Below are 22,852 nucleotides of genomic sequence, written 5' to 3'. Positions count from 1 at the left end.
GCCTTTTTCTTTTGCGTTACGGTTGTGCCGTTTCGTGCAGCAAACGCCACGTTATCTTGCCATCCTTCTGATTGAGCACGGCGGTTGACCAGCGTACATTGACGGGCTGATCCGGGCGAGTTTGCGTTTCCCGGTAGTGAAGCACTGCGCCGTTGGCCCACGTCTGTAGCGTCGTTATCTCATCAAGAACAATCTCCAGACCAGGACGGCTGCCGCGCTGAAGGTCCAGGAAACCGACAAGCGCGTTATAGTCAAAATGGACGCCACCTGGGGTGAGCATCATAAAATCCGGCTGAAAGTGGGCAAGCAGGGCGTCAACATCCCCTTCGCCCTTACCCAACCAGTTCTCCAGCATAACGTGAACGTCGATAATGTCCTGTTCGAAATGGGTCATGGTTTCTCCTGTTGCACCTCTGAAAGCACCTGCGTGTTGTTAAGACGAAAGACGTACACGACGGGCAGTAATGTGATGGCCGCAGCAACACTAAACATCCCGTGCCATGCGGCGAGCGGCGTGAAAAACGCCAGTGTCAGGTTCAGCACCTGCGAGAGCAGGAATGCCCCGGTAAAAAAACTGATCTGACGATTAAGATTCCATAGCGCGCTGGCGTCAGGCATATCGTCGCGCGCCGTCGTTAAAAATGCGCTGCTTTGCGCCGTACTGCTGCAAAGACTGCCGCCCGCGCCCATTAACGTAAACGCGGCGCCAGGCAACAACACTGTGGTAGTCGGGCTGACGTTAAGCAGCAGTAAAACGCCCAGCGCCTGTAACAGGCAACCCACGACAATGAGAGGCCGGGGACCCACGCGGTTAAAATAACGTCCGGTCGCGGTGATCGCCATAAACGAGGCCAGAGACCATGGCAGCATCAGCATCCCCGTTGCGGCAGGTGTCATGTGCGCCTCGCTCTGAAGATAATACATCCCCGTGACGTTCACCCCAATAAACATGCCGGGTACGCACAAATAGACAAGCATGGAAAAACGCAGCAGCGGGTCGGCCAGCAGGGGCAGGTTTAACAGCCTGCTCGCTTTCACGGGGGGCCTCTCATTCTTAAGCCACACGCAGGCCAGGAAAAACGTCACGGCGGTGACAGGCGTTGTGGCAAAAAATATCCATCGCCAGCTGAGTGCCTGAACCAGCACTCCCCCCACGGCGGGTGAGCATGCAGGCGCAAGCAATGCAACCAGCATGACCGCTGAGGAGAGCCTGGCACGCTCATGGGGTTTAAACTGTTGCCAGGTCAGCGCCTGTCCGACCGGGATCAGTAAACCCCCTCCCATGCCCTGCAGCACTCGCCAGGCAATCAGGCTCTCAAGTGAGGACGACAAACCTGCCGCAACGGAGGCGGCGCTAAAGAGAAAAAGCGAAAGCAGAATGACATGCTTCGGCCCGAGCCTGCACGTCAGCAGGGTGCTGAAGGGGATGACGAGTGTCAGACCGGCAATATAGCCGTTACTGACCCAGGCAAGCGATGAGGGCGTGGTGTTGAACGCCTGAGCCATTGCCGGGAAAGCGACGCTGGCGATAAACATATTAATTAAATCAAGAAAAAAGCCCAGCAGATAGACAACGGCGACTTTGCTGCGATACGACATGGCGGCACCTCCAGTGAGGGGCGTATCGTATCGGGCAGGGAGGTACGGATAAACGTTATAAAGCGCGATATACTGTCAAAAAATTTTTGACAGTAATAGGGCTGACCATGATTAATTTGCAGCGTACCGCGATGTTTGTCGCCGTCGCAGATACCGGCAGTTTCACCGCCGCAGCAGAGGCAATGGGGCTGACAAAAGCGGTGGTCAGCTTCAATATCCGCCAGCTGGAAGATGAACTGGGTGTCACCCTGTTGCTGCGTTCCACCCGCCGACTGACGTTAACCGAGGCAGGGAGGCTTTTCCATCAACGGAGCGTCGCGCTTTTAAAGGACGCGGAACGCCTGAAGGACGACGTCCGTGCAAACCACGCAGGTCTCACGGGGGAGTTGCGGATCACCACCACACCGGAGTACGGCTCGCAGGTTGTGGTCCCGTTACTGGCTGAGTTTAGCCAGCAACACCCGGACCTTCGCGTGCGTCACGTTTCGTCTTCACTGCATGCCGATTTGATTTCAGAGCGCTTCGATGTCGCCATCCGGCTGGGAACCCTTGCCGATTCACGCTACCACGCGGCACTGATAACGCAGTTCACTATTTTCCCCGTAGCGACGCCCGGCTGGCTGCGTAACCATCCTGTAGAATCGCTTGAACAGCTGGCGAAAGCTGACTGGATTATTCATGAGCGCTTAGCCTCGCCGCTGCGCTGGCAGGTGAACGATGCCTGCGGTGAGCCCGCCACGCTGGAAATTAAAAAAGCACCGCGTTTGTTTGCGGACAGTGCTCAGGCGCTGATGGCCTTTGCGCTCGCGGGATGTGGCGTGGCGCTGTTGCCGGAGTGGCTGGTGCGCCATGCGCTTGATGACGGCAAGCTGGTGTCGGTTTTACCGGAATATACCTTTGCGCGGCAGGGCATCTATGCGGTTTATCCCGATGCCCCGCATGTGCCTGCGAAAGTGCGCACCTTTATCGACTTTATGCGCACCCGGGTTAACTAGTCGCGCATCATTTTTTTGACGAGTGCGGAGAATTGCGCCCGCTCGTCGTTGCTCAGCCGCCCTAAAAACGCCTCGTCCACGTCATTGCCGATCGGTTTACAGCTGGCAAGCAGCGCTTCACCTTCCGGCGTCAGGAAGACGAAACGACGACGCTTGTCCGCCGGATCGTGCTCGCGTTTTACCAGTCCACGCGCCTCCATGCGGCTCAGCATCTCCGCGAGCGTCGCCTTTGTGCTGACCGCCACTTCTGTCAGAGCAACTTGCTCAATCCCCGGGTTTTCGGCAATGGATCGCAATACCGCGTACTGCGGTTTGGTCAGTTCCGGCAATGCATGTTGCCAACGGGCAGTATGCTGTTGAAAAAGCTGGCGTAACAGGTGAAACGCCTCTTGTCTCAGTTCCATGAACACTCCGACGAAAAATTCTCTCCCTATGATAGCCGCTCTTGCCCAGGATTTTAACGCGGCAATTTTTAGCAATTAATGTGATCGTGTACGAACAATATTGTCAGAAACAGGATCCGGGAGTAACGTATTTAATATGTTCGTATGCGAACGAATTAATTGAGGTGCTGAATGAGATTGATAGTTGGAATGACGGGCGCAACGGGAGCGCCGCTGGGCGTAGCGTTGCTGCAGGCATTACGTAACATGCCGGAGGTGGAGACCCATCTGGTCATGTCGAAATGGGCAAAAACCACCATTGAGCTGGAGACACCCTACACCGCACAGGATGTGGCTGCGCTGGCCGATGTTGTCCACAGCCCGGCCGATCAGGCTGCCACTATCTCATCCGGCTCGTTTCGCACCGACGGCATGATCATCATTCCCTGCAGTATGAAAACCCTGGCAGGCATTCGCGTAGGCTACGCCGAAGGACTGGTGGGCCGTGCGGCAGATGTGGTGCTGAAAGAGGGGCGCAAACTGGTGCTGGTTCCTCGTGAAACCCCGCTCAGCACCATTCATCTCGAGAATATGCTCACACTGTCCCGTATGGGCGTGGCAATGGTGCCGCCGATGCCCGCGTATTACAACCACCCGCAGACCGCCGACGATATCACCCATCACATTGTGACCCGCGTGCTCGACCAGTTTGGTCTGGAGCACAAAAAAGCGCGCCGCTGGAACGGGTTGCGGGAAGCAAAACATTTTTCACAGGAGAATAAAGATGGCATTTGATGATTTGAGAAGCTTCCTGCAGGCGCTCGATGAGCAAGGGCAACTGCTGAAAATTGAAGAAGAGGTGAATGCAGAACCGGACCTGGCCGCGGCAGCCAATGCCACAGGCCGTATTGGTGACGGCGCACCGGCGCTGTGGTTCGATAATATTCGCGGGTTTACCGATGCCCGGGTGGTAATGAACACCATTGGTTCATGGCAGAATCACGCCATTTCTATGGGACTGCCCGCGAACACCCCCGTCAAAAAACAGATTGATGAGTTTATTCGCCGCTGGGATAAATTCCCCGTCACGCCAGAGCGCCGTGCAGATCCCGCCTGGGCTCAAAATACGGTGGAGGGTGAAGACATTAACCTTTTCGACATCCTGCCGCTGTTCCGTCTGAACGACGGTGACGGCGGTTTTTACCTCGACAAAGCGTGCGTCGTTTCGCGCGATCCGCTTGATGCGGATAACTTCGGCAAGCAGAACGTCGGTATCTATCGTATGGAAGTGAAGGGAAAACGCAAGCTGGGTCTGCAACCGGTTCCGATGCACGATATCGCCCTGCATTTGCATAAAGCGGAAGAGCGCGGTGAAGATCTGCCGGTCGCGATTACGCTTGGCAATGATCCGATTATTACACTTATGGGCGCGACGCCGCTGAAATACGATCAATCTGAGTATGAGATGGCCGGTGCGCTGCGCGAAAGCCCCTATCCCATTGCGACGGCACCGCTGACCGGCTTTGATGTACCGTGGGGATCTGAAGTCATTCTGGAAGGGGTGATTGAAGGCCGCAAGCGCGAAATCGAAGGACCCTTTGGTGAGTTTACCGGGCACTACTCTGGTGGCCGTAACATGACGGTGGTGCGTATTGATAAAGTGTCTTACCGCACAAAACCCATTTTTGAATCCCTCTACCTCGGCATGCCGTGGACCGAAATTGACTACCTGATGGGCCCGGCTACCTGTGTACCGCTCTACCAGCAGCTGAAAGCAGAATTTCCGGAAGTGCAGGCGGTCAATGCCATGTATACCCACGGTTTGCTGGCGATTATCTCCACCAAAAAACGCTACGGTGGCTTTGCCCGCGCAGTCGGCTTACGTGCTATGACCACGCCGCACGGCCTGGGCTACGTGAAGATGGTGATTATGGTGGATGAAGACGTTGACCCGTTCAACCTGCCGCAGGTGATGTGGGCGCTGTCCTCGAAGGTGAACCCGGCGGGCGATCTGGTGCAGTTGTCGAATATGTCGGTGCTTGAACTGGACCCGGGCTCCAGCCCGGCAGGCATTACCGACAAACTGATTATTGATGCCACCACGCCTGTTGCACCCGACAACCGGGGCCACTTCAGCCAGCCGGTACAGGATTTACCTGAAACCAAAGCCTGGGCTGAAAAACTGACCGCGATGCTGGCTGCACGCCAATAAGGAGGAAAAGATGATATGTCCACGTTGTGCTGATGAGCATATTGAGGTGATGGCAACATCACCGGTGAAAGGGGTCTGGACTGTCTATCAGTGCCAGCATTGTCTGTATACCTGGCGTGACACGGAGCCGCTACGCCGGACCCACCGCGATCATTATCCGCAAGCGTTTCGCATGACGCAGAAGGATATCGATGACGCACCACAGGTGCCGACGATCCCGCCGTTACTGGCCGACGATAAGCGCTAAAAAAAGCCGGGTGGCGGTTTCGCCTTACCCGGCCTGTGTGTTTCAGATACCGCTACTTCCCGGCAGACCCGGTAAGCATTGCGCCACCGGGTGCAGACTACACCAGGCTTTTCAGGCGATAAATCCACTCCAGCGCCTGACGCGGCGTGAGCGAGTCCGGATCGAGATTTTCCAGCGCCTCAACGGCCGGTGACGTCTCTTCTGCCGGGGCTAGCAACGACATTTGCGTACCATCAATCTGCGTGGCCGCGGCATTCGGTGACAGGCTCTCCAGCTCACGCAATTTCTGGCGCGCACGTTTGATCACCTCTTTTGGAACCCCCGCCAGCGCGGCCACGGCCAGGCCATAACTCTTGCTCGCGGCACCATCCTGTACGGTGTGCATAAAGGCGATGGTATCGCCATGTTCCAGCGCATCGAGGTGGACGTTTGCCACGCCTTCCATCTTTTCTGGCAACTGTGTCAGCTCGAAATAGTGGGTTGCGAACAGCGTCATTGCCTTGATCTTATTGGCAAGGTTTTCAGCGCAGGCCCATGCCAGTGACAGACCATCATAGGTTGATGTTCCGCGCCCGACTTCATCCATCAATACCAGGCTGTATTCGGTCGCGTTATGCAGAATATTGGCGGTTTCGGTCATCTCCACCATAAAGGTTGAGCGGCCGCTGGCCAGATCGTCCGCTGCCCCGACACGGGTAAATATACGGTCGATAGGGCCAATCTCCACTTTTTGCGCAGGAACGTAGCTGCCGATATAGGCGAGCAGAGCGATAAGCGCCGTCTGGCGCATATAGGTACTTTTACCGCCCATGTTTGGACCGGTAATGATCAGCATTCTTCTCTGCGGCGACAGGCTTAGCGGGTTGGCGATGAACGGCTCGTTCAGCACCCGTTCCACAACCGGATGACGGCCTTCGGTGATGCGAATACCGGGTTTATCGGTAAAGGTCGGGCAGGTGTAGTTCAGCGTTTCAGCGCGTTCTGCCAGGTTGACCAGCACGTCCAGCTCTGCCAGTGCGCTGGCGCTTGACTGCAGGTCTGCAAGGTGCGGCATCAGCATGTCGAACAGCTCTTCATACAGCTGTTTCTCCAGCGCCAGCGCCTTGCCTTTCGAGGTGAGAACTTTGTCCTCGTACTCTTTCAGTTCAGGGATAATGTAACGCTCAGCGTTTTTCAGCGTCTGGCGGCGCACGTAGTGGATGGGGGCCAGATGGCTTTGTCCACGGCTGATCTGAATGTAGTAACCGTGAACCGCGTTATAGCCCACTTTGAGGGTATCGAGCCCAAGGCGTTCGCGCTCGCGAATTTCCAGCTTATCCAGGTAGTCCGTGGCACCGTCGGCCAGCGCACGCCATTCATCCAGCTCTTCGTTGTACCCCGGGGCAATTACGCCGCCGTCACGCACCAGAACCGGAGGGGCGTCAATAATGGCGCGTTCGAGCAGCTCGCGCAGCTCGCTAAATTCACCCATGGTTTCACGCAGTTTCTGCACCGGCGCGCTATCCACATCGGCGAGCAGGCTGCGCAATTCCGGCAACTGCTGGAAGGCATGACGCATGCGGGCGAGGTCGCGCGGACGTGCCGTACGCAGTGCCAGACGCGCAAGAATACGTTCCAGATCGCCGACCTGACGCAGCACGGGCTGCAGTTCACTGTAGCGATCCTGCAACGCGGCAATCGTCTGCTGACGACAGGTAAGCGTGTCGGTATCGCGAATGGGCATATGCAGCCAGCGTTTTAACATACGGCTGCCCATCGGCGTCACCGTGCTGTCGAGGACGGAAGCGAGGGTGTTTTCCACGCCTCCGGCCAGATTCTGGGTGATCTCCAGATTTCGACGCGTCGCGGCATCCATAATGATGCTGTCCTGCTGACGCTCCATCGTGATCGAGCGGATATGCGGCAGGGTGGTGCGCTGGGTATCTTTGACGTACTGCAGCAGGCAACCCGCGGCACACAGTCCGCGCGGGGCGTTTTCCACACCAAAGCCAATCAGATCGCGGGTGCCAAACTGCAGATTCAACTGCTGGCGCGCGGTATCAATTTCGAACTCCCACAGCGGACGACGGCGCAGACCGCGGCGGCCTTCAATCAGCGCCATCTCGGTAAAATCTTCGGCATAGAGCAGTTCTGCCGGGTTCGTGCGCTGCAATTCAGCCGCCATCGTTTCACGATCTGCCGGTTCGCTCAGACGAAAACGTCCGGAGCTGATATCCAGCGTCGCATAACCGAAACCTTTGCCGTCCTGCCACAGTGCCGCCAGCAGGTTATCCTGGCGCTCCTGCAGCAGGGCTTCGTCGCTGATCGTACCAGGCGTGACGATGCGCACGACTTTGCGCTCAACCGGCCCTTTTGAGGTTGCCGGATCGCCGATCTGTTCGCAGATGGCGACTGACTCACCCTGATTCACCAGTTTCGCAAGGTAGTTTTCTACCGCGTGATGCGGAATACCGGCCATGGGAATGGGCTCGCCTGCAGATGCGCCACGCCGGGTCAGCGAGATGTCGAGCAGCTGCGACGCACGTCTGGCATCGTCATAAAATAGCTCGTAAAAATCGCCCATACGGTAGAACAGCAAGATTTCCGGATGCTGTGCTTTCAGCTTCAGGTACTGCTGCATCATCGGCGTATGTGCGTCGAAATTGTCGATTGTGCTCATGGAGTTATGATGTCCATTTCTTTGAAAATAATACGCTTTGGGCGGCTCAGTGGCCGTTAGTTCCTTCTATTGTCGCATGAAAAAAAGGTACGGCGCAGAAAAATGTCGCGGCTTTACGAGGTGCCTTCCTGCACTAACTCAATGACAATTTTTCCATGCTCAACCCCCACTCTGACCTGCGAATGGGTGGTAAACCCCGCTTTTTCAAGCCAGTCGCCCTTTAAGCTCAGCGCCGCATGCACGCTGTAGCGTTTGGGTATCTTGGTGTTACGGTCTTCATGACGCTTTCTGAAATACCCCACTTTCAAATGACGATAGGATTTGGTGATAGCGATCTCGTGCATACGGCCTCCGGACAACGTGGACAAGGGTCATTCCTGATGCTGTATAAAATACCAGTGATTTACTGCAGGTGTGGGCTTAATACTGGAATCAGCCTTCAGAAAACAGAATGCAACACCTGAAATCAGTATCTGAAAGGCGTATTATAAATGCACTTTATTATCTGGTGAGCCGTTATGTCCGGAAAACGCATTACACGTGAGAAAGCGACGATCGCGAAAATGATCGCGCTGTATGAAACACAGTGTCCCCAGGCTTCGCAGGAAGAGGGGCATTATCAGGCGCTGAAAGCGTATGCCAATAAGCGCCTGGATAAATGCGTTTTTGGTGAGGAAAAACCCGCCTGTAAACAGTGCCCCGTTCACTGCTATCAGCCTGCCAGGCGCGAAGAGATGAAGCAGGTGATGCGCTGGGCTGGCCCACGCATGTTATGGCGTCATCCCATTCTGACGGTACGCCACCTGATGGATGACCGTCGCCCGGTACCGGAATTACCGGAAAAGTATCGCCCGAAAAAGTAACCGTTCAGGCGCTTCGCTGACAACCGTATCCCAACGCCTGCATGCGGGATCTCAGCCATAATGACGCTACATCAGGCTCTCTTTATCAATCCCGAGACGTTTCATGCGCGAGAGCAGCGTGGTGCGTTTTAGCCCCAGTCGCTGGGCGGCACCTTTCGGTCCGGCCACGACACCGTTAGTCTCTTTCAGCACGCGCATGATCAGCTGATATTCGTCTTCACCTTCCTGCGCCACGTCGGTGGCTGTAACCGGGGTTTCGGGCAGGGAAACTTCGGGCAGGGAGAGTTGCAGTACGTTACCGCGCGTCAGCAATACCGCGCGCTCAATGACGTTTTCCAGTTCACGGACGTTACCCGGCCACTCCATCGAGGAGAGGGTACGTAGCGTCTCGGCGGGGATACTGTCGATGTTGCGGCCCATCCGGCGGGCTATTTTGGCGGTAAACGCTTTGACCAGCAGAGGGATATCTTCCGGCCGTTCACGCAGGGGCGGCAGGCAGATTGGGAAGACGTTCAGGCGATAATAGAGGTCGCTTCGAAACTCGCGGTCGGCGACCATTTTTTTCAGGTCGCGGTTGGTGGCGGCAATGAGCCGCACGTCAGTCTGGATAAGTTTGTTACTGCCAAGACGTTCAAACTCCTGCTCTTGCAGGACGCGAAGCAGTTTGGGCTGCAGCTCCAGAGGCATGTCGCCCACTTCATCAAGGAACAACGAGCTTTTGTCCGCCAGCTCGAAACGGCCCAGGCGCTGGCTGCTGGCACCGGTAAACGCGCCGCGTTCGTGGCCAAAGAGATCACTTTCCAGCAGGCCTGCGGGCATAGCGGCGCAGTTCATCTTCACCATGCGGCGGCTGTTACGGTTGCTGAGGTTGTGGATCGCACGGGCAATCAGCTCTTTACCGGTGCCGGTTTCACCGAGGATCAGCACCGTACTGTCACTTTGCGCCACCATCTCCACCTGTTTCAGCACGCTGTACATGGCATCGCTGCGGCCGATGATTTCGCCAAACTCGCTGTCCACGTTATTGAGCTGTTCCGTCAGCGCCAGGTTTTCATCCACCAGCCGTTCTTTCAGACGGTGGATCTCCTGATAGGCCAGCGCGTTATCCAGTGCGATGGAGATACGCTCGGCAATCTGGCGCAACAGTTTCAGGTTGGCGGTGGTAAAGACGCCCTCTTCACACTGCGCCAGCTTCAGGACACCAAGCATAGTATTGCCGGACATCAGCGGCAGCAGGCACAGCGTCTGGATTTTATTCCCCCAGGTGTTAAACAGCATCCGCTCATAAGGCGCGAGCGCATCCTGCTCGTTGAGGTTGAGCAGCAGGATCTCTTTGCTTTTAAATACCCGCTCAGAGAGCGTGCCCGCCTCATCCACTTCACTCTGTTCGTGGGCGGGGTTTGCCTCATCAAGATAGTGGGTGGAGTAGATGTTCAGCTTGCCTTTCCGGTGCCCCCGGAGCGCAATACTGATGGCGTCGATTTTGAAATAGTGGTGGATCTCTTTTGAGACTTCGCTGACCAGCTCATCCATATCGAGGCGCGAAAGCACCGCGTTGGTGATGGCCACCAGGATCCGGAAATTGTCACGTTCGCGGCTCAGCAGGTCGTAATCCACATTATTGGTGACGCGGCTTTGAATTTGCTCTGCGACCACGGCCACAATCTGGGTGAAGGTGTGCAGACGCTCGTATTCCGCCTCGCTCCACGGCTGGTCGGTGTGACGAATAAACTCGCAGCCGCCGAAGATATGCCCTTCCACCGCCAGTGGCAGCAGGCTGTAGTGGCCGAAAGGCGGGTATAACTGACTCTGCGCCAGCATCGGCCATGCTTCGCGGAATTCCTCAAAATTGCAGTGCAGCACCTCCGGGCGGGAAAGAATACGCCGGACAGGACCATGAGCGAGGTAGGTTTCATCCTCGTACTCAAACGCTTTGCCATTGTCGCGCGTTGAATAGTAGCTCGCGCGATGGCTTGCGCTATGCCAGAGCACAATTGCGGCGCTGTCTGCCAGCGCTGATTGCCTGACCAGCCGCGTGAGGGCATCGCTCAGCGCGCCAAGATCGGGCTGCTGTAAAAGTGTGCGCGTAATGTCAAACAGGCCCTGCTGTCCAAGATCGCTCATCGGTGTATACGGCATATTGCTTTCCAATAGAAACTGGCAAAAAAGAGAAAGTCAGTGCTGACCGCTTTTGGCGCGGTTCTAGCAAATGCGGGGTAAAGGTTCCGCGTGCGGCAGATCCAGCGTCCGCTTGACGCCATACAACCCGGTCAGGCGCACCCCTTTGCGCTCAACCACTTCACCAATCAGCGCGGCCTCTTTCCCGAAAGGATGTGCCCGCAGCTGTTCAAGTACGGATTCGGCCGCCGCGCGCTCCACGCCAATGACCAGCTTGCCTTCATTTGCAAAGTTTAGCGGGTCGAGCCCGAGGAGTTCGCACAAGCCGCGAACGGCAGGCTTAACGGGCAGCGCGCGTTCAGTGAGTTCGATACCCAGACCGCAGCGCGCCGCGAACTCATGTACCACGGCGTTAACCCCGCCGCGGGTCGCATCACGCAGGGCTTTCACGCCTGGAAGGGAACGCAGGGTCTGGATAAGCGGGGTCAGTACCGCGCAATCACTGCGTAATTCTCCGTCCAGCCCCAGGCCTTCACGCAGGTTCAGGATCGTCGCCCCGTGGCAGCCCAGCGATCCGCTGACGATCAGCACGTCGCCGACGGCAAGCTGCTGCGCGCCCCAGTGAATGTCGGCAGGGATCGCCCCCATGCCGGCGGTATTGATGAACAGTTTGTCGGCTGCGCCACGCTGGACCACTTTGGTGTCGCCGGTGACGATGGCGATACCCGCCTCGCGTGCCGTGTGCGCCATGCTGCTGACGACCGCAGAGAGCGTCTCCATCGGCAGCCCCTCTTCAAGGATAAAGCCGCAGGAGAGAAAGCGCGGAACAGCGCCGCTGACGGCCACGTCGTTTGCCGTGCCGCAGACCGCGAGCTTGCCGATATCGCCGCCCGGGAAGAACAGCGGGTCAATCACGTAGCTGTCGGTGGAAAAGGCCAGCCTGTCGCCCTGCGCGGTCAGGGTGGAGAGGTCAATGCGGGCCTGATCCTCCTGCTCCGCCAGCCAGGGGTTATCAAACGCGTCCATAAACAGACGGTTAATCAGCTGCTGCATCGCCAGGCCGCCGCTGCCGTGTGCCATTTCAACCGTATTCATGCTTCAGACTCCTGATTGCGATACTGATACCACGCGGCACACGCCCCTTCGGAAGAGACCATCAGCGCGCCAAAAGCCGTTTGCGGGTTACAGGTGTTGCCAAATAACGGGCAGTGATGGGGTTTGCATTTACCGGTGAGCACTTCGCCACAGCGGGCCCGCGGGTCGTCACACACCTGTTGCGGCTGCGGGCGGAAGTGGGCTTCGGCGTCAAACGACCGGTAGGCTGGCGTCAGGCGCACGCCGGACTCTGCAATCAGCCCCAGACCACGCCATTCGCTGTCGCCCTCGACGCTAAATACCTCGGCTATCGCCTGCTGGGCCACCACATTTCCACTGTCGGGGACGACACGGCGGTACTGATTTTCTACTGCACTCTGGGCTGCTATTTTCTGCTCAACCAGCATGGTCACGCCTTGCAGTAGATCAAGAGGTTCGAAACCAGCCACCACTAAAGGCCGTTCGAATTGTTCAGCGATAAAGCCGTAGGCCGCCGTACCGATAACCATGCTGACATGGCCCGGCGCCAGAAAAGCGTCAATTCCGTTGTCCGGCTCTTCAAGCAGGCTGCGTAACGTCGGGATGAGCGTAATGTGCTGGCAAAAAAAGAAAAAGTTATCAATGTTGCGGGCTTTGGCCTGCTGCAGCGTGATGGCCGTGGCGGGCATGGTGGTTTCAAAACCAAGCCCGAAAAAGACGACTTTGCGGCCGGGGTTATGGGTGGCCAGCGTCAGGGCATCCATCGGCGAGTACACGATCCTGATATCCGCGCCCCGGGCTTTTGCCTGCAGCAGCGAGCCGTTTTTGCCCGGCACGCGCATCGCATCGCCAAAGGTACAGAAAATCACGTCAGGCTGGTGGGCTATCTCAAGGCAGGCGTCGATGCGTCCCATCGGCAGGACGCACACCGGGCAGCCGGGGCCATGGATAAACTCGATGTTTTCCGGCAGAAGCTGGTCGAGGCCAAATTTAAAGATGGCATGCGTGTGCCCGCCGCAGACTTCCATAATACGCAGCGGCTTTTCGGCGGTATAGCTCAGCCGTGCCGCCCGTGTTTTCAGATGTTCAATCAGCTGCATCACCTGCTCAGGCGCGCGATATTCATCAACGTAGCGCATGGTTTACCGCTCCTCGCCGTACAGCAATGCCCCGACGTCCGGCTCCACGTCGAACATATTCTGAAGGGCATCAAGCGTGTCGCGGGCCTCCGCTTCGTTGATGATGCTCATGGCAAACCCCACGTGCACCAGCACCCACTGACCAAGGCGTGAGGCGCCGGTTTCGTCGGTGCTGCCGACAAGCGTCAGGTCGACGTCACGCAATATGCCACACACCTCAACGCGGGCCTGATTCCCGTCAATGGCGTGAATTTGTCCGGGGACGCCTATGCACATCGTTCGCTCTCCAGCCAGTTCAGCCAGGCGTCCATCCCGTCGCCGCGGGTGGCGGACACCAGCATGATGTCAATATCCGGGTTCACTTCACGGGCATAGGCCATGCATTTATCCACGTCGAAATTCAGGTACGGCAGCAGGTCAACTTTGTTCAGCAACATCAGCGAAGCGGCGGCAAACATATGCGGATATTTAAGCGGCTTGTCTTCACCTTCGGTCACCGAGAGCACCGCGACCTTATGTCGCTCACCGAGATCGAAGCTGGCCGGACAGACCAGGTTGCCCACGTTCTCAATAAACAGGATGCCGTTGTCCGCCAGCGGCAAGCGAGGCGTGGCGTCGGCAATCATTTGTGCATCCAGATGGCAGCCTTTACCCGTATTAACCTGAATGGCGGGCGTGCCGGTTTCGCGTATACGCGCGGCGTCGTTCACCGTCTGCTGATCGCCTTCGATCACCGCACAGGAGATGCGTCCGTTCAGGCGGTAGAGCGTTTGTGTCAGCAGCGTGGTTTTGCCGGAGCCGGGGCTGGAGACCAGGTTCAGGACCAGCTGTTTACGCGTGGCAAAGCGGGCGCGGTTGCGTGCTGCAATCTGGTTGTTTTTATCCAGAACGTTGATTTCCACCTCCAGCATCTGACGCTGGCTGATCCCCGGCGCGTGGGTACCGGCGACGCCATGCCCGTAATGCAGGTCGCCCGCAGCGGAGTGTTGGGGGGCGAAGGTGATACCGGTTAATGCCGCTGCAGGACGAGGGGCAGGTGAAAAGGGTGCGGAGCGAAACGCGGCGTGAGGACGGTGTTCATCCCCTTCTATATACAGGTTGCCTTCAGCGCAACCGCAGGTACTACACATATTTTACTCCTTCTCGATTTCGAGACGTTGGATCTGCATGCCGTCATCCGCCACGATGCGAAGCTCGCTGCTCTGGCACTGCGGACAGCGCTGAACCTTCGATGAAAGCAGAGTGACGTATTGCTGACACTGCGCGCACCAGCACTCCGCCTGCTGTTCTTCAATATGCAGTTCACAGCCTTCCGCCAGCGTGCCGCGGCACACCAGCTCAAAGCAGAAGGTCAGGGCGCTGGTTTCAACGCAGGAAAAGGCCCCGACCTGTAGCCAGACGCCGGTGACGCGTTTTGCATTGTTTGCCCGCGCCTGCTGTTCAATTAACTCGACGGCCCGCTGGCAGAGGGTGATTTCGTGCATGACGCCTCCTCAATGAATTGCCCCGATAATGCAATAACGGTGCCAGCTTGATTTTTGTTAAGGCGTGACGATGTCAATGCTGTCGAAATGACACGTCGACACGGCGCGATTGACACGCTTCTTTTGATTAAAATAGTTAAAAATCAATCTGTTAAAAACTGGCATGGAATCTGCTTAACAGCCGCTATCTCCATTAACCGGATACCTTTTATGACTATTTGGGAAATTAGCGAAAAAGCGGATTACATTGCGCAGCGCCATCAGCAGTTACAGGAGCAGTGGCACCTTTACTGCAACTCTCTGGTTCAGGGCATCACCCTGTCAAAAGCCCGTCTTCACCACGCCATGAGCTGTGCAGCGCAGGGGGATATGCGCTTTGTGCTCTTCGGCCATTTCACGATAAACGTCACCCTGGCAGACACCTTCAACAGCCACACCATCGAGTACTACGTCGAAACAAAAGAAGGTGAAAAACAGTGTATTGCGAAGGCGCAGCTGATGGCCGACGGGATGGTCGATGGTCACGTCAGTAACCGCGATCGCCAGCAGGTGCTGGAGCACTATCTGGAAAAAATCGCGCCGGTTTATAACGGCCTGTACGCCGCTGTTGAACACGATCTCCCGGTCAACCTGAAACAGCTGATGGATGGAAATCCCTCAGCGAACGTGGCCTGACCATTGCGTGTCGAGAAGTGTCGACAAGACAGTTTTTCGTCAAAAATGACTATCACCAGAGGATGACCCGGTGAACCGTTTTGTAATTGCTGACTCGACGGTCTGTATTGGCTGTCGAACCTGTGAGGCGGCCTGTTCGGAAACGCACCGTCAGCACGGGCTACAGTCCATGCCGCGCCTGCGCGTCATGCGTAATGAAAAAGAGTCTGCGCCGCAGCTCTGCCACCACTGTGAAGATGCCCCCTGCGCGGGAGTCTGTCCTGTTAATGCCATCACCCGTGTCGAGGGGGCGGTGCAGCTGAATGAAAGTCTGTGCGTGAGCTGCAAACTGTGCGGCATTGCCTGCCCGTTCGGTGCGATTGAATTTTCCGGCAGCCGTCCGCTGCATATCCCGGCGAATGCCAACTCCCCGAAAGCGCCGCCAGCGCCACCTGCGCCGGCGAAGGTGAGCACGCTGCTTGACTGGGTTCCCGGCGTGCGTGCCGTTGCGGTCAAATGCGACCTGTGCAGCTTTGATGAACAAGGGCCGGCTTGTGTGCGCACCTGCCCGACGAAGGCGCTGATTCTGGTCAATATTCGCGACATCGTTCGCACCAGTAAACGTAAGCGTGAGCTGACCATTAACAGTGATTTCGGCGATCTTTCTCTGCTTCAGGCGCTGAACGAGGGGGCGAAATGAACGCGGTGATGATGATTACCAGCGCGGTGGCCTATTTTGCCGCCGCCGCTGTGTTGGCCTTGATCTTCTCTTTCCATAAAACCCTGAGCGGCTGGATAGCCGGCATCGGCGGGGCGGTTGGCAGCGTGATGACGCTGGTGGCCGGTGGCCTCGTGTTAACAGGCGGACAATCCGTCGAAGCGGTAATGCCGCTGATACGGCACACCGTTGAAATTACGCCGCTGAATGCCATCTGGCTGGTGACCTTTGGTCTGTGCGGCGTGTTTATCAGCCTGTTTAATATTGACTGGCACCGCCATCAGCACACTCAGCCCAACGGTCTGCTGGTCAATCTGCTGATGGCCGCGGCGGTCTGTACCGTGACTGCCAGCAACCTCGGCGCGCTGGTGGTGATGGCCGAGATCATGGCGCTGTGCGGTGTGTTCCTTACGGGCTGTAGCACCTCCGGCAAACTGTGGTTTGCGCTGGGGCGTCTTGGCACGTTGCTGCTGGCACTGGCCTGCTGGCTGGTGTGGCAGCGCTTCGGCACGCTGGACTTCTCCGCCCTTAACGGTCAGTCGCTGGGGAATGATGTCTGGCTCCTTGGCGTGATCGGCTTTGGCCTGCTGGCCGGGATTATCCCGCTGCACGGCTGGGTGCCACAGGCACATGCACATGCCTCCGCGCCTGCCGCAGCGCTCTTCTCGACGGTTGTCATGAAGGTTGGTCTGTTCGGCATTCTGACGATAACGCTCACCGGTGGGCAGCCACCGCTGTGGTGGGGCGTTGTTGTGCTGGTCGCCGGGATGATCACTGCCTTCGTCGGCGGCCTGTACGCCCTGATGGAGCACAATATCCAGCGACTGCTGGCGTACCACACCCTTGAGAACATCGGCATTATCCTGCTGGGTATTGGCGCAGGGGTTACCGGGCTGGCGCTCAATCAACCGGCGCTGATTGCGGCCGGCTTTATTGGCGGCCTGTATCACCTGATCAACCACAGCCTGTTTAAAAGCACCCTGTTCCTCGGGGCAGGTAGCGTCTGGTTCCGCACCGGTCATCGCGATATCGAAAAACTCGGCGGCATCGGCAAAAAAATGCCCGTTATCTCTCTGTGCATGCTGGTGGGGCTGATGGCAATGGCTGCGCTGCCGCCGCTGAACGGCTTTGCCGGTGAGTGGGTTATCTATCAGTCCTTCTTCGCACTCGGTCAGAGCGAAGTGTTTATCGCCCGGTTGCTCGGCCCGCTGCTGGCGGTTGGGCTGGCGATAACCGGTGCGCTGGCGGTGATGTGTATGGCTAAAGTTTACGGCGTGACCTTCCTGGGTGCACCGCGCACGCGTGAGGCCGAAAACGCCTGCTGTGCACCGGCATTGATGGGGGCGAGCGTTGTCGCGCTGGCGCTGTGCTGCATCGCGGGCGGGGTGGCCGCCCCGTGGCTTCTGCCGCTGCTGGGTAACGCCATTCCTCTGCCGCTCACCACGGCGCATACCACGGTGTCCCAGCCGATGATTGCGCTGCTGCTGATTGCCGCGCCGCTGCTGCCGTTCATGCTGATGCTGTTCTTCAGACGCGACCGTCTCTCCTCCCGCGCACGCGGTACCGCCTGGGCTTGCGGTTACGCACACGAGCAATCCATGGTGATCACAGCGCACGGCTTTGCCATGCCGGTCAAAGAGAACTTTGCCGCGGTGCTGAAACTGCGGGACTGGCTTAACCCGGTGGGGTGGGTGCCGGGCTGGCAGAGCGCTGCCGTGCCCGTGCTGTTCCGCCGACTGGCGTTGATCGAGCTGGCGGTACTGGTTGTGATTGTGATTTCACGAGGAGCCTGACATGAGTCTGTTACTGGCAATACTTCAGGCGCTGGTGCTATTTGCCATGGCGCCGTTGCTCTCCGGGGTGAGCCGCGTGGCGCGTGCCCGGATGCATAACCGTCGCGGGCCTGGTGTACTCCAGGAGTACCGTGATTTGTTCAAGCTGATGGGACGTCAGAGCGTTTCCCCGGACGCGGCAGGATGGGTCTTTCGCCTGACACCGTTTGTGCTGGCTGGCGTCATGCTCACCATCGCCACGGCGTTACCGGTCGTCACCGTCGGATCGCCGCTGCCGGTGCTGGGCGATCTCATTACGCTTATCTACCTCTTCGCTATCGCGCGTTTCTTCTTCGCGATTGCCGGCCTCGATACCGGCAGCCCGTTTACCGGGATTGGTGCCAGCCGCGAGGCCATGCTCGGCGTGCTGGTTGAGCCGATCCTGCTGCTCGGCCTGTGGGTCGCTGCGCAGGTCGCGGGGTCAACCCATATCAGCTTTATCACTCATACCGTGTATCACTGGCCCGTGGACCGTTCCCTTCCGTTGCTTTTGGCGCTCTGCGCCTGCGCTTTCGCGACGTTTATCGAGATGGGCAAACTGCCGTTCGACCTCGCGGAAGCGGAGCAGGAGCTGCAGGAAGGTCCGTTGACCGAGTACAGCGGTTACGGCTTTGCGGTGCTGAAATGGGGCATCAGCCTCAAACAGCTGGTGGTGCTGCAGATGTTTGTCGGTGTCTTCTTCCCGTGGGGGCAGATGACGCACTTTTCCGCGGCCGGCCTGGTGCTGGCGGTGGTCGTTGCCGCGCTCAAGCTACTTGTCGGCGTGCTGGTGATTGCCCTGTTTGAGAACAGCATGGCGCGTCTGCGTTTTGTGGCGACGTCGCGCATCACCTGGGCCGGTTTTGGTTTTGCATTTTTAGCGTTCGTCTCCTTGCTGGTGGCGTGATTAAAGAGAGTTTTTATGTCTGAAGAAAAGAAAGGTCAGCAGTATCTCGCCGCGTTGCACCAGGCCTTCCCGGGCGTGGTGCTGGAGGAGTCCTGGCAAACCAAAGACCAGATAACGGTGACCGTGAAAGTGAACTACCTGCCGGAAGTGGTGGAGTTTCTCTACTACCAGCAGGGTGGCTGGCTGTCGGTGTTGTTCGGCAACGACGAGCGTCAGCTGTGCGGAAACTATGCGGTTTACTACGTGATGTCGATGGAGCAGGGCGAGAAGTGCTGGCTCACCGTGCGTGTCGAAGTGGATCCCAACAAACCGGAATACCCGTCTGTCACCCCGCGCGTGCCCGCCGCCGTCTGGGGCGAGCGTGAAGTGCGCGATATGTATGGTCTGGTCCCGGTTGGGCTTCCGGATGAGCGCCGTCTGGTGCTGCCGGACGACTGGCCAGACGAACTCTATCCCCTGCGTAAAGACAGCATGGATTACCGTCAGCGTCCGGCCCCGACCACCGACAGCGAGACTTACGCGTTCATCAATGAGCTCGGCAGCAAAAAGAACAATGTGGTGCCGATAGGCCCGCTGCACGTCACGTCTGACGAGCCGGGCCACTTCCGCCTGTTTGTCGACGGCGAGAATATTATTGATGCCGACTACCGCCTGTTCTACGTCCATCGCGGGATGGAAAAGCTGGCGGAAACCCGGATGGGATATAACGAAGTGACGTTCCTCTCTGACCGCGTGTGCGGCATCTGCGGGTTTGCCCACAGTACCGCCTACACCACCTCGGTGGAGAACGGCATGGGGATTGTGGTGCCGGAACGCGCGCAGATGATCCGCGCCATCCTGCTGGAAGTGGAGCGTCTGCACTCGCACCTGCTGAACCTCGGTCTGGCCTGTCACTTTGTCGGTTTTGACTCCGGCTTTATGCAGTTTTTCCGCGTACGTGAAGCCTCCATGAAGATGGCGGAGATCCTGACCGGGGCGCGTAAAACATACGGTCTGAACCTGATCGGCGGGATTCGTCGCGAGCTACTGAAAGATGACATGATCCAGACCCGCCAGCTGGCGCAGCAGATGCGTCGCGACGTTCAGGAGCTGGTGGATATGCTGCTCAGCACGCCGAACATTGAGCAGCGTACCGTCGGTATTGGCCGACTGGATCCGCAAATTGCCCGCGATTTCAGTAACGTTGGCCCCATGGTTCGCGCCAGCGGCCACGCCCGCGATACCCGCGCCGATCATCCGTTCGTCGGCTACGGCCTGCTGCCTATGACCGTGCACAGCGAGCAGGGCTGCGACGTTATTTCGCGTCTGAAGGTGCGTATCAACGAGGTCTTCACCGCGCTGAACATGATCGACTTCGGTCTGGATAATCTGCCGGGCGGTCCGCTGATGGTTGAGGGCTTCACCTACATTCCAAACCGCTTCGCGCTGGGGTTTGCCGAAGCCCCGCGTGGAGACGATATCCACTGGAGCATGACCGGTGACAACCAGAAGCTCTACCGCTGGCGCTGCCGTGCGGCAACCTACGCCAACTGGCCAACCCTGCGCTACATGCTGCGCGGCAATACGGTATCCGATGCGCCGCTGATCATTGGCAGCCTCGATCCGTGCTACTCCTGCACCGACCGCATGACGGTGGTGGATGTGCGCAAGAAGAAAAGCCAGGTAGTGCCGTACAAAGAGCTGGAGCGCTACAGCATCGAGCGTAAGAACTCGCCGCTGAAATAGGGGATTTTGTGCAGGCTGATGCCCTCACCCTGACCCTCTTTTTGATGAGAGATCCGGGGTGCGGAGCACAGGCAGCACATAAGCAGGAGTCAACATGTTTACCTTCATCAAAAAAGTGATCAAAACCGGGACGGTGACCAGTCGCTATCCGCTGGAGCCGATGCCGGTCGATAAAAACTTTCGCGGCAAGCCGGAGCACAACCCGCAACAGTGCATCGGTTGTGCTGCCTGCGTTAACGCCTGCCCGTCAAATGCCCTGACGGTGGAAACCGATCTGAAAACGGGCGAGCTGGCCTGGCAGTTCAACCTCGGGCGCTGCATTTTCTGCGGCCGCTGCGAGGAGGTTTGCCCGACGGTGGCGATCCGTCTTTCGCAGGAGTACGAGCTGGCGGTCTGGAAGAAAGAGGATTTTCTGCAGCAGTCGCGTTTCGCGCTGTGCAACTGCCGTGTCTGCAAACGCCCGTTTGCCGTACAAAAAGAGATCGACTACGCCATCGCGCTGTTGCAGCACAACGGTGATGCCCGCGCGGAGCATCATCGCGAAAGCTTTGAAACCTGCCCGGACTGCAAACGGCAGAAATGCCTGCTGCCGTCGGACCGCATCGATATTACCCGTCATATGAGAGAGGCCAGCTGATGGAAAACCTGATCGGCCCACGCGACGCTAACGGCATTCCGGTGCCGATGACGGTGGAGGAATCCATCGCCAGCATGAAGGCCTCGCTGCTGAAAAACATTAAACGTTCGGCCTATGTGTACCGCGTGGACTGCGGCGGCTGCAACGGCTGTGAGATTGAGATCTTTGCCACGCTGTCGCCCCTGTTCGACGCCGAACGCTTCGGTATTAAAGTGGTGCCTTCGCCGCGTCATGCGGACATTTTGCTGTTTACCGGTGCCGTTACCCGTGCCATGAGATCGCCAGCATTGCGTGCCTGGCAGTCCGCACCGGATCCAAAAATTTGTATCTCTTACGGTGCCTGCGGCAACAGTGGCGGCATCTTCCATGACCTGTACTGCGTCTGGGGCGGCACCGATAAAATTGTTCCGGTGGATGTCTACATTCCCGGTTGTCCGCCAACGCCTGCGGCCACGCTGTACGGTTTTGCCATGGCGCTCGGGCTGCTGGAGCAGAAAATACATGCCCGTGAACCGGGTGAGCGCGACAACCAGGCTGCCGCAATTCTGCACCCGGATATGGTGCAGCCGCTGCGCGTGAAGGTCGATCGCACGGCGCGCCGGCTCGCGGGGTATCGCTATGGTCGCCAGATTGCCGACGATTATCTGCGTCTGCTGAGCCAGGGCGATCATCAGGTCACGCGCTGGCTGGAGGCGGAAAACGATCCCCGTCTTAATGAGATCGTCGCGAACCTGAATCAGGTGGTGGAAGAGGCGCGTATCCGATGAGTGAAACGGTGGTGTTCAGTCAGCTGAGCCGTAAGTTTATTGATGAGAACGATGCCACGCCGGATGCGGCGCAGCAGGTGGTCTATTACAGCCTGGCCATTGGGCATCACCTCGGGGTGATAGATTGTCTCGAAACGGCATTAAGCTGCCCGTGGCCTGACTATCTGGCGTGGATCGCCACGCTGGAGGAGGGCAGTACGGCGCGCCGCAAAATGGAAGGCGTGCCGAAGTACGGTGAGATCGTTATCGACGCCAACCACATTGCGATGCTCGCCAGTGCTTTCGACGCCGCGCTGAGCGTGCAAACCCCACAGCAGCAGGCCTGGAGCAAAATTTTGCTCAGCATGCTGCATGATATTCATCAGGAGAGTGCCATTTACCTGATGGTGAGGAGATTACGTGACTGATGTTTTACTGTGTGTCGGCAACAGCATGATGGGCGACGACGGCGCGGGCCCGCTGCTTGCACAAATGTGTGCCGCGCATCCGCAGGGTGAATGGGTGGTTATTGACGGCGGCAGCGCGCCGGAAAACGATGTGGTGGCGATCCGTGAGCTGCACCCGGACAGGCTGCTGATTGTGGATGCAACCGATATGGGACTTAATCCGGGGGAAACCCGCCTGATTGATCCGGATGACATCGCCGAGATGTTTATGATGACCACCCACAATATGCCGCTGAACTATCTGGTCGATCAGATTAAAGACGACGTGGGTGAGGTATTGTTTCTGGGCATTCAGCCGGACATCGTTGGGTTTTATTATCCGATGACGCCGCCGGTGAAAGAGGCCGTCGAAGAGGTTTACTCCCGGCTTGCCGGATGGCGTGGGGACGGCGGTTTTTCCCGACTGTGAGCAGT

25 protein-coding genes are annotated in these 22,852 nt (G+C 57.8%); 14 read left to right on the top strand and 11 right to left on the bottom strand.

The features are described 5' to 3' along the window. Positions 1–16 precede the first annotated feature (16 nt). Both AM379_RS03000 and AM379_RS02995 read right to left on the bottom strand, forming a co-directional pair. Complete coding sequence (locus AM379_RS03000) at positions 17–394, bottom strand: DUF4440 domain-containing protein (RefSeq protein ID WP_014171387.1); 378 nt, start codon at positions 392–394, stop codon at positions 17–19. Continuing rightward, positions 391–1,599 (bottom strand): MFS transporter, encoded by a 1,209-nt coding sequence (locus AM379_RS02995; RefSeq protein ID WP_106503445.1) that lies wholly within the window; start codon positions 1,597–1,599, stop codon positions 391–393. Before AM379_RS02995 ends, AM379_RS03000 begins: the two co-directional genes overlap by 4 nt. 107 nt (positions 1,600–1,706) lie before the next feature. On the opposite strand from AM379_RS02995, the gene AM379_RS02990 reads away from it, so the two are divergent. Next, entirely contained in the window at positions 1,707–2,594 is an 888-nt protein-coding gene (locus AM379_RS02990; RefSeq protein WP_032678860.1) for a LysR family transcriptional regulator, read from the top strand. Here AM379_RS02990 and AM379_RS02985 read toward each other — a convergent pair. Beyond that, positions 2,591–2,998 carry a MarR family winged helix-turn-helix transcriptional regulator gene (locus AM379_RS02985; RefSeq protein WP_025203368.1) on the bottom strand — a complete coding sequence of 136 codons (408 nt, stop codon included), beginning with the start codon at positions 2,996–2,998 and terminating at the stop codon, positions 2,591–2,593. The genes AM379_RS02990 and AM379_RS02985 overlap by 4 nt on opposite strands. 171 nt (positions 2,999–3,169) lie before the next feature. Between AM379_RS02985 and AM379_RS02980 the strand changes: the two genes are divergently transcribed. Genes AM379_RS02980 through AM379_RS02970 form a run of 3 tightly spaced genes read left to right on the top strand, consistent with a single transcriptional unit; the run spans position 3,170 to position 5,436 of the window. After that, a complete protein-coding gene (locus AM379_RS02980; protein WP_106503444.1) occupies positions 3,170–3,772 on the top strand; it encodes a non-oxidative hydroxyarylic acid decarboxylases subunit B in 603 nt (200 codons plus the stop codon). Further along, the gene (locus AM379_RS02975; protein ID WP_025203369.1) at positions 3,762–5,189 is read left to right on the top strand and encodes a non-oxidative hydroxyarylic acid decarboxylases subunit C; all 1,428 of its coding nucleotides are present in this window, start codon (positions 3,762–3,764) and stop codon (positions 5,187–5,189) included. The genes AM379_RS02980 and AM379_RS02975 overlap by 11 nt, the downstream gene beginning before the upstream one ends. 10 nt (positions 5,190–5,199) lie before the next feature. Then, positions 5,200–5,436 (top strand): non-oxidative hydroxyarylic acid decarboxylases subunit D, encoded by a 237-nt coding sequence (locus AM379_RS02970; RefSeq protein WP_014171381.1) that lies wholly within the window; start codon positions 5,200–5,202, stop codon positions 5,434–5,436. A 97-nt stretch (positions 5,437–5,533) separates the two neighbouring features. Here AM379_RS02970 and mutS read toward each other — a convergent pair whose 3' ends face one another. Together mutS and AM379_RS02960 are read right to left on the bottom strand one after the other, a co-directional pair. Further along, the gene (gene mutS / locus AM379_RS02965; RefSeq protein ID WP_032678859.1) at positions 5,534–8,095 is read right to left on the bottom strand and encodes a DNA mismatch repair protein MutS; all 2,562 of its coding nucleotides are present in this window, start codon (positions 8,093–8,095) and stop codon (positions 5,534–5,536) included. A gap of 113 nt (positions 8,096–8,208) precedes the next feature. Beyond that, complete coding sequence (locus AM379_RS02960; RefSeq protein ID WP_020883826.1) at positions 8,209–8,439, bottom strand: SymE family type I addiction module toxin; 231 nt, start codon at positions 8,437–8,439, stop codon at positions 8,209–8,211. Positions 8,440–8,613: 174 nt separating this feature from the next. Between AM379_RS02960 and AM379_RS02955 the strand changes: the two genes are divergently transcribed. Beyond that, positions 8,614–8,958, top strand: a complete 345-nt coding sequence (locus AM379_RS02955) for a nitrous oxide-stimulated promoter family protein (RefSeq protein ID WP_068794966.1) — start codon at positions 8,614–8,616, stop codon at positions 8,956–8,958. 66 nt (positions 8,959–9,024) lie between these two features. On the opposite strand, the gene flhA is transcribed toward AM379_RS02955, so the two are convergent. The 6 genes from flhA to hypA form a co-directional block, all read right to left on the bottom strand. Next, positions 9,025–11,097, bottom strand: coding sequence for a formate hydrogenlyase transcriptional activator FlhA (gene flhA / locus AM379_RS02950; RefSeq protein WP_106503443.1), 2,073 nt, complete (start codon positions 11,095–11,097; stop codon positions 9,025–9,027). A 63-nt stretch (positions 11,098–11,160) separates the two neighbouring features. Next, the gene (hypE, locus tag AM379_RS02945; RefSeq protein WP_044865615.1) at positions 11,161–12,171 is read right to left on the bottom strand and encodes a hydrogenase expression/formation protein HypE; all 1,011 of its coding nucleotides are present in this window, start codon (positions 12,169–12,171) and stop codon (positions 11,161–11,163) included. Continuing rightward, a complete protein-coding gene (gene hypD / locus AM379_RS02940) occupies positions 12,168–13,289 on the bottom strand; it encodes a hydrogenase formation protein HypD (RefSeq protein WP_020883829.1) in 1,122 nt (373 codons plus the stop codon). The genes hypE and hypD overlap by 4 nt, the downstream gene beginning before the upstream one ends. 3 nt (positions 13,290–13,292) lie before the next feature. Further along, positions 13,293–13,565, bottom strand: coding sequence for a HypC/HybG/HupF family hydrogenase formation chaperone (locus AM379_RS02935; RefSeq protein ID WP_014171373.1), 273 nt, complete (start codon positions 13,563–13,565; stop codon positions 13,293–13,295). Next, on the bottom strand, positions 13,556–14,419 hold the full coding sequence (hypB, locus tag AM379_RS02930) for a hydrogenase nickel incorporation protein HypB (RefSeq protein ID WP_106503442.1): 864 nt from the start codon (positions 14,417–14,419) through the stop codon (positions 13,556–13,558). Before hypB ends, AM379_RS02935 begins: the two co-directional genes overlap by 10 nt. A gap of 3 nt (positions 14,420–14,422) precedes the next feature. Continuing rightward, positions 14,423–14,773: a hydrogenase maturation nickel metallochaperone HypA gene (hypA, locus tag AM379_RS02925; protein WP_014171370.1), complete on the bottom strand. Its 351-nt coding sequence runs from the start codon at positions 14,771–14,773 to the stop codon at positions 14,423–14,425. A 210-nt stretch (positions 14,774–14,983) separates the two neighbouring features. Here hypA and hycA point away from each other — a divergent pair, with 210 nt between their 5' ends. From hycA to hycI, 9 genes are all read left to right on the top strand, one after another. Then, positions 14,984–15,448 (top strand): formate hydrogenlyase regulator HycA, encoded by a 465-nt coding sequence (gene hycA / locus AM379_RS02920; RefSeq protein ID WP_032680403.1) that lies wholly within the window; start codon positions 14,984–14,986, stop codon positions 15,446–15,448. Positions 15,449–15,518: 70 nt separating this feature from the next. Further along, on the top strand, positions 15,519–16,127 hold the full coding sequence (locus AM379_RS02915; RefSeq protein WP_014171368.1) for a 4Fe-4S dicluster domain-containing protein: 609 nt from the start codon (positions 15,519–15,521) through the stop codon (positions 16,125–16,127). Then, positions 16,124–17,938, top strand: coding sequence for a formate hydrogenlyase subunit 3 (gene hycC / locus AM379_RS02910; protein ID WP_106503441.1), 1,815 nt, complete (start codon positions 16,124–16,126; stop codon positions 17,936–17,938). Before AM379_RS02915 ends, hycC begins: the two co-directional genes overlap by 4 nt. A 1-nt stretch (position 17,939) precedes the next feature. Further along, the gene (locus tag AM379_RS02905; RefSeq protein ID WP_014171366.1) at positions 17,940–18,863 is read left to right on the top strand and encodes a respiratory chain complex I subunit 1 family protein; all 924 of its coding nucleotides are present in this window, start codon (positions 17,940–17,942) and stop codon (positions 18,861–18,863) included. A 15-nt stretch (positions 18,864–18,878) separates the two neighbouring features. Further along, positions 18,879–20,588, top strand: coding sequence for a hydrogenase large subunit (locus tag AM379_RS02900; protein ID WP_106503440.1), 1,710 nt, complete (start codon positions 18,879–18,881; stop codon positions 20,586–20,588). 94 nt (positions 20,589–20,682) lie between these two features. Continuing rightward, the gene (locus AM379_RS02895) at positions 20,683–21,225 is read left to right on the top strand and encodes a formate hydrogenlyase complex iron-sulfur subunit (RefSeq protein ID WP_014171363.1); all 543 of its coding nucleotides are present in this window, start codon (positions 20,683–20,685) and stop codon (positions 21,223–21,225) included. Continuing rightward, positions 21,225–21,992: an NADH-quinone oxidoreductase subunit B family protein gene (locus tag AM379_RS02890; RefSeq protein WP_014171362.1), complete on the top strand. Its 768-nt coding sequence runs from the start codon at positions 21,225–21,227 to the stop codon at positions 21,990–21,992. Before AM379_RS02895 ends, AM379_RS02890 begins: the two co-directional genes overlap by 1 nt. Then, complete coding sequence (locus AM379_RS02885; protein ID WP_020883837.1) at positions 21,989–22,399, top strand: formate hydrogenlyase maturation HycH family protein; 411 nt, start codon at positions 21,989–21,991, stop codon at positions 22,397–22,399. The genes AM379_RS02890 and AM379_RS02885 overlap by 4 nt, the downstream gene beginning before the upstream one ends. Beyond that, positions 22,392–22,847, top strand: a complete 456-nt coding sequence (gene hycI / locus AM379_RS02880) for a hydrogenase maturation peptidase HycI (RefSeq protein WP_014171360.1) — start codon at positions 22,392–22,394, stop codon at positions 22,845–22,847. The genes AM379_RS02885 and hycI overlap by 8 nt, the downstream gene beginning before the upstream one ends. Positions 22,848–22,852 lie beyond the last annotated feature (5 nt).

Origin of the sequence: Enterobacter cloacae complex sp. FDA-CDC-AR_0132 (genome assembly GCF_003010695.1) — a bacterium.
GTDB lineage: Bacteria > Pseudomonadota > Gammaproteobacteria > Enterobacterales > Enterobacteriaceae > Enterobacter > Enterobacter ludwigii.
Note: the sequence above shows the minus strand (reverse complement) of the source record. Positions and strands in the feature narration are given on the sequence as shown.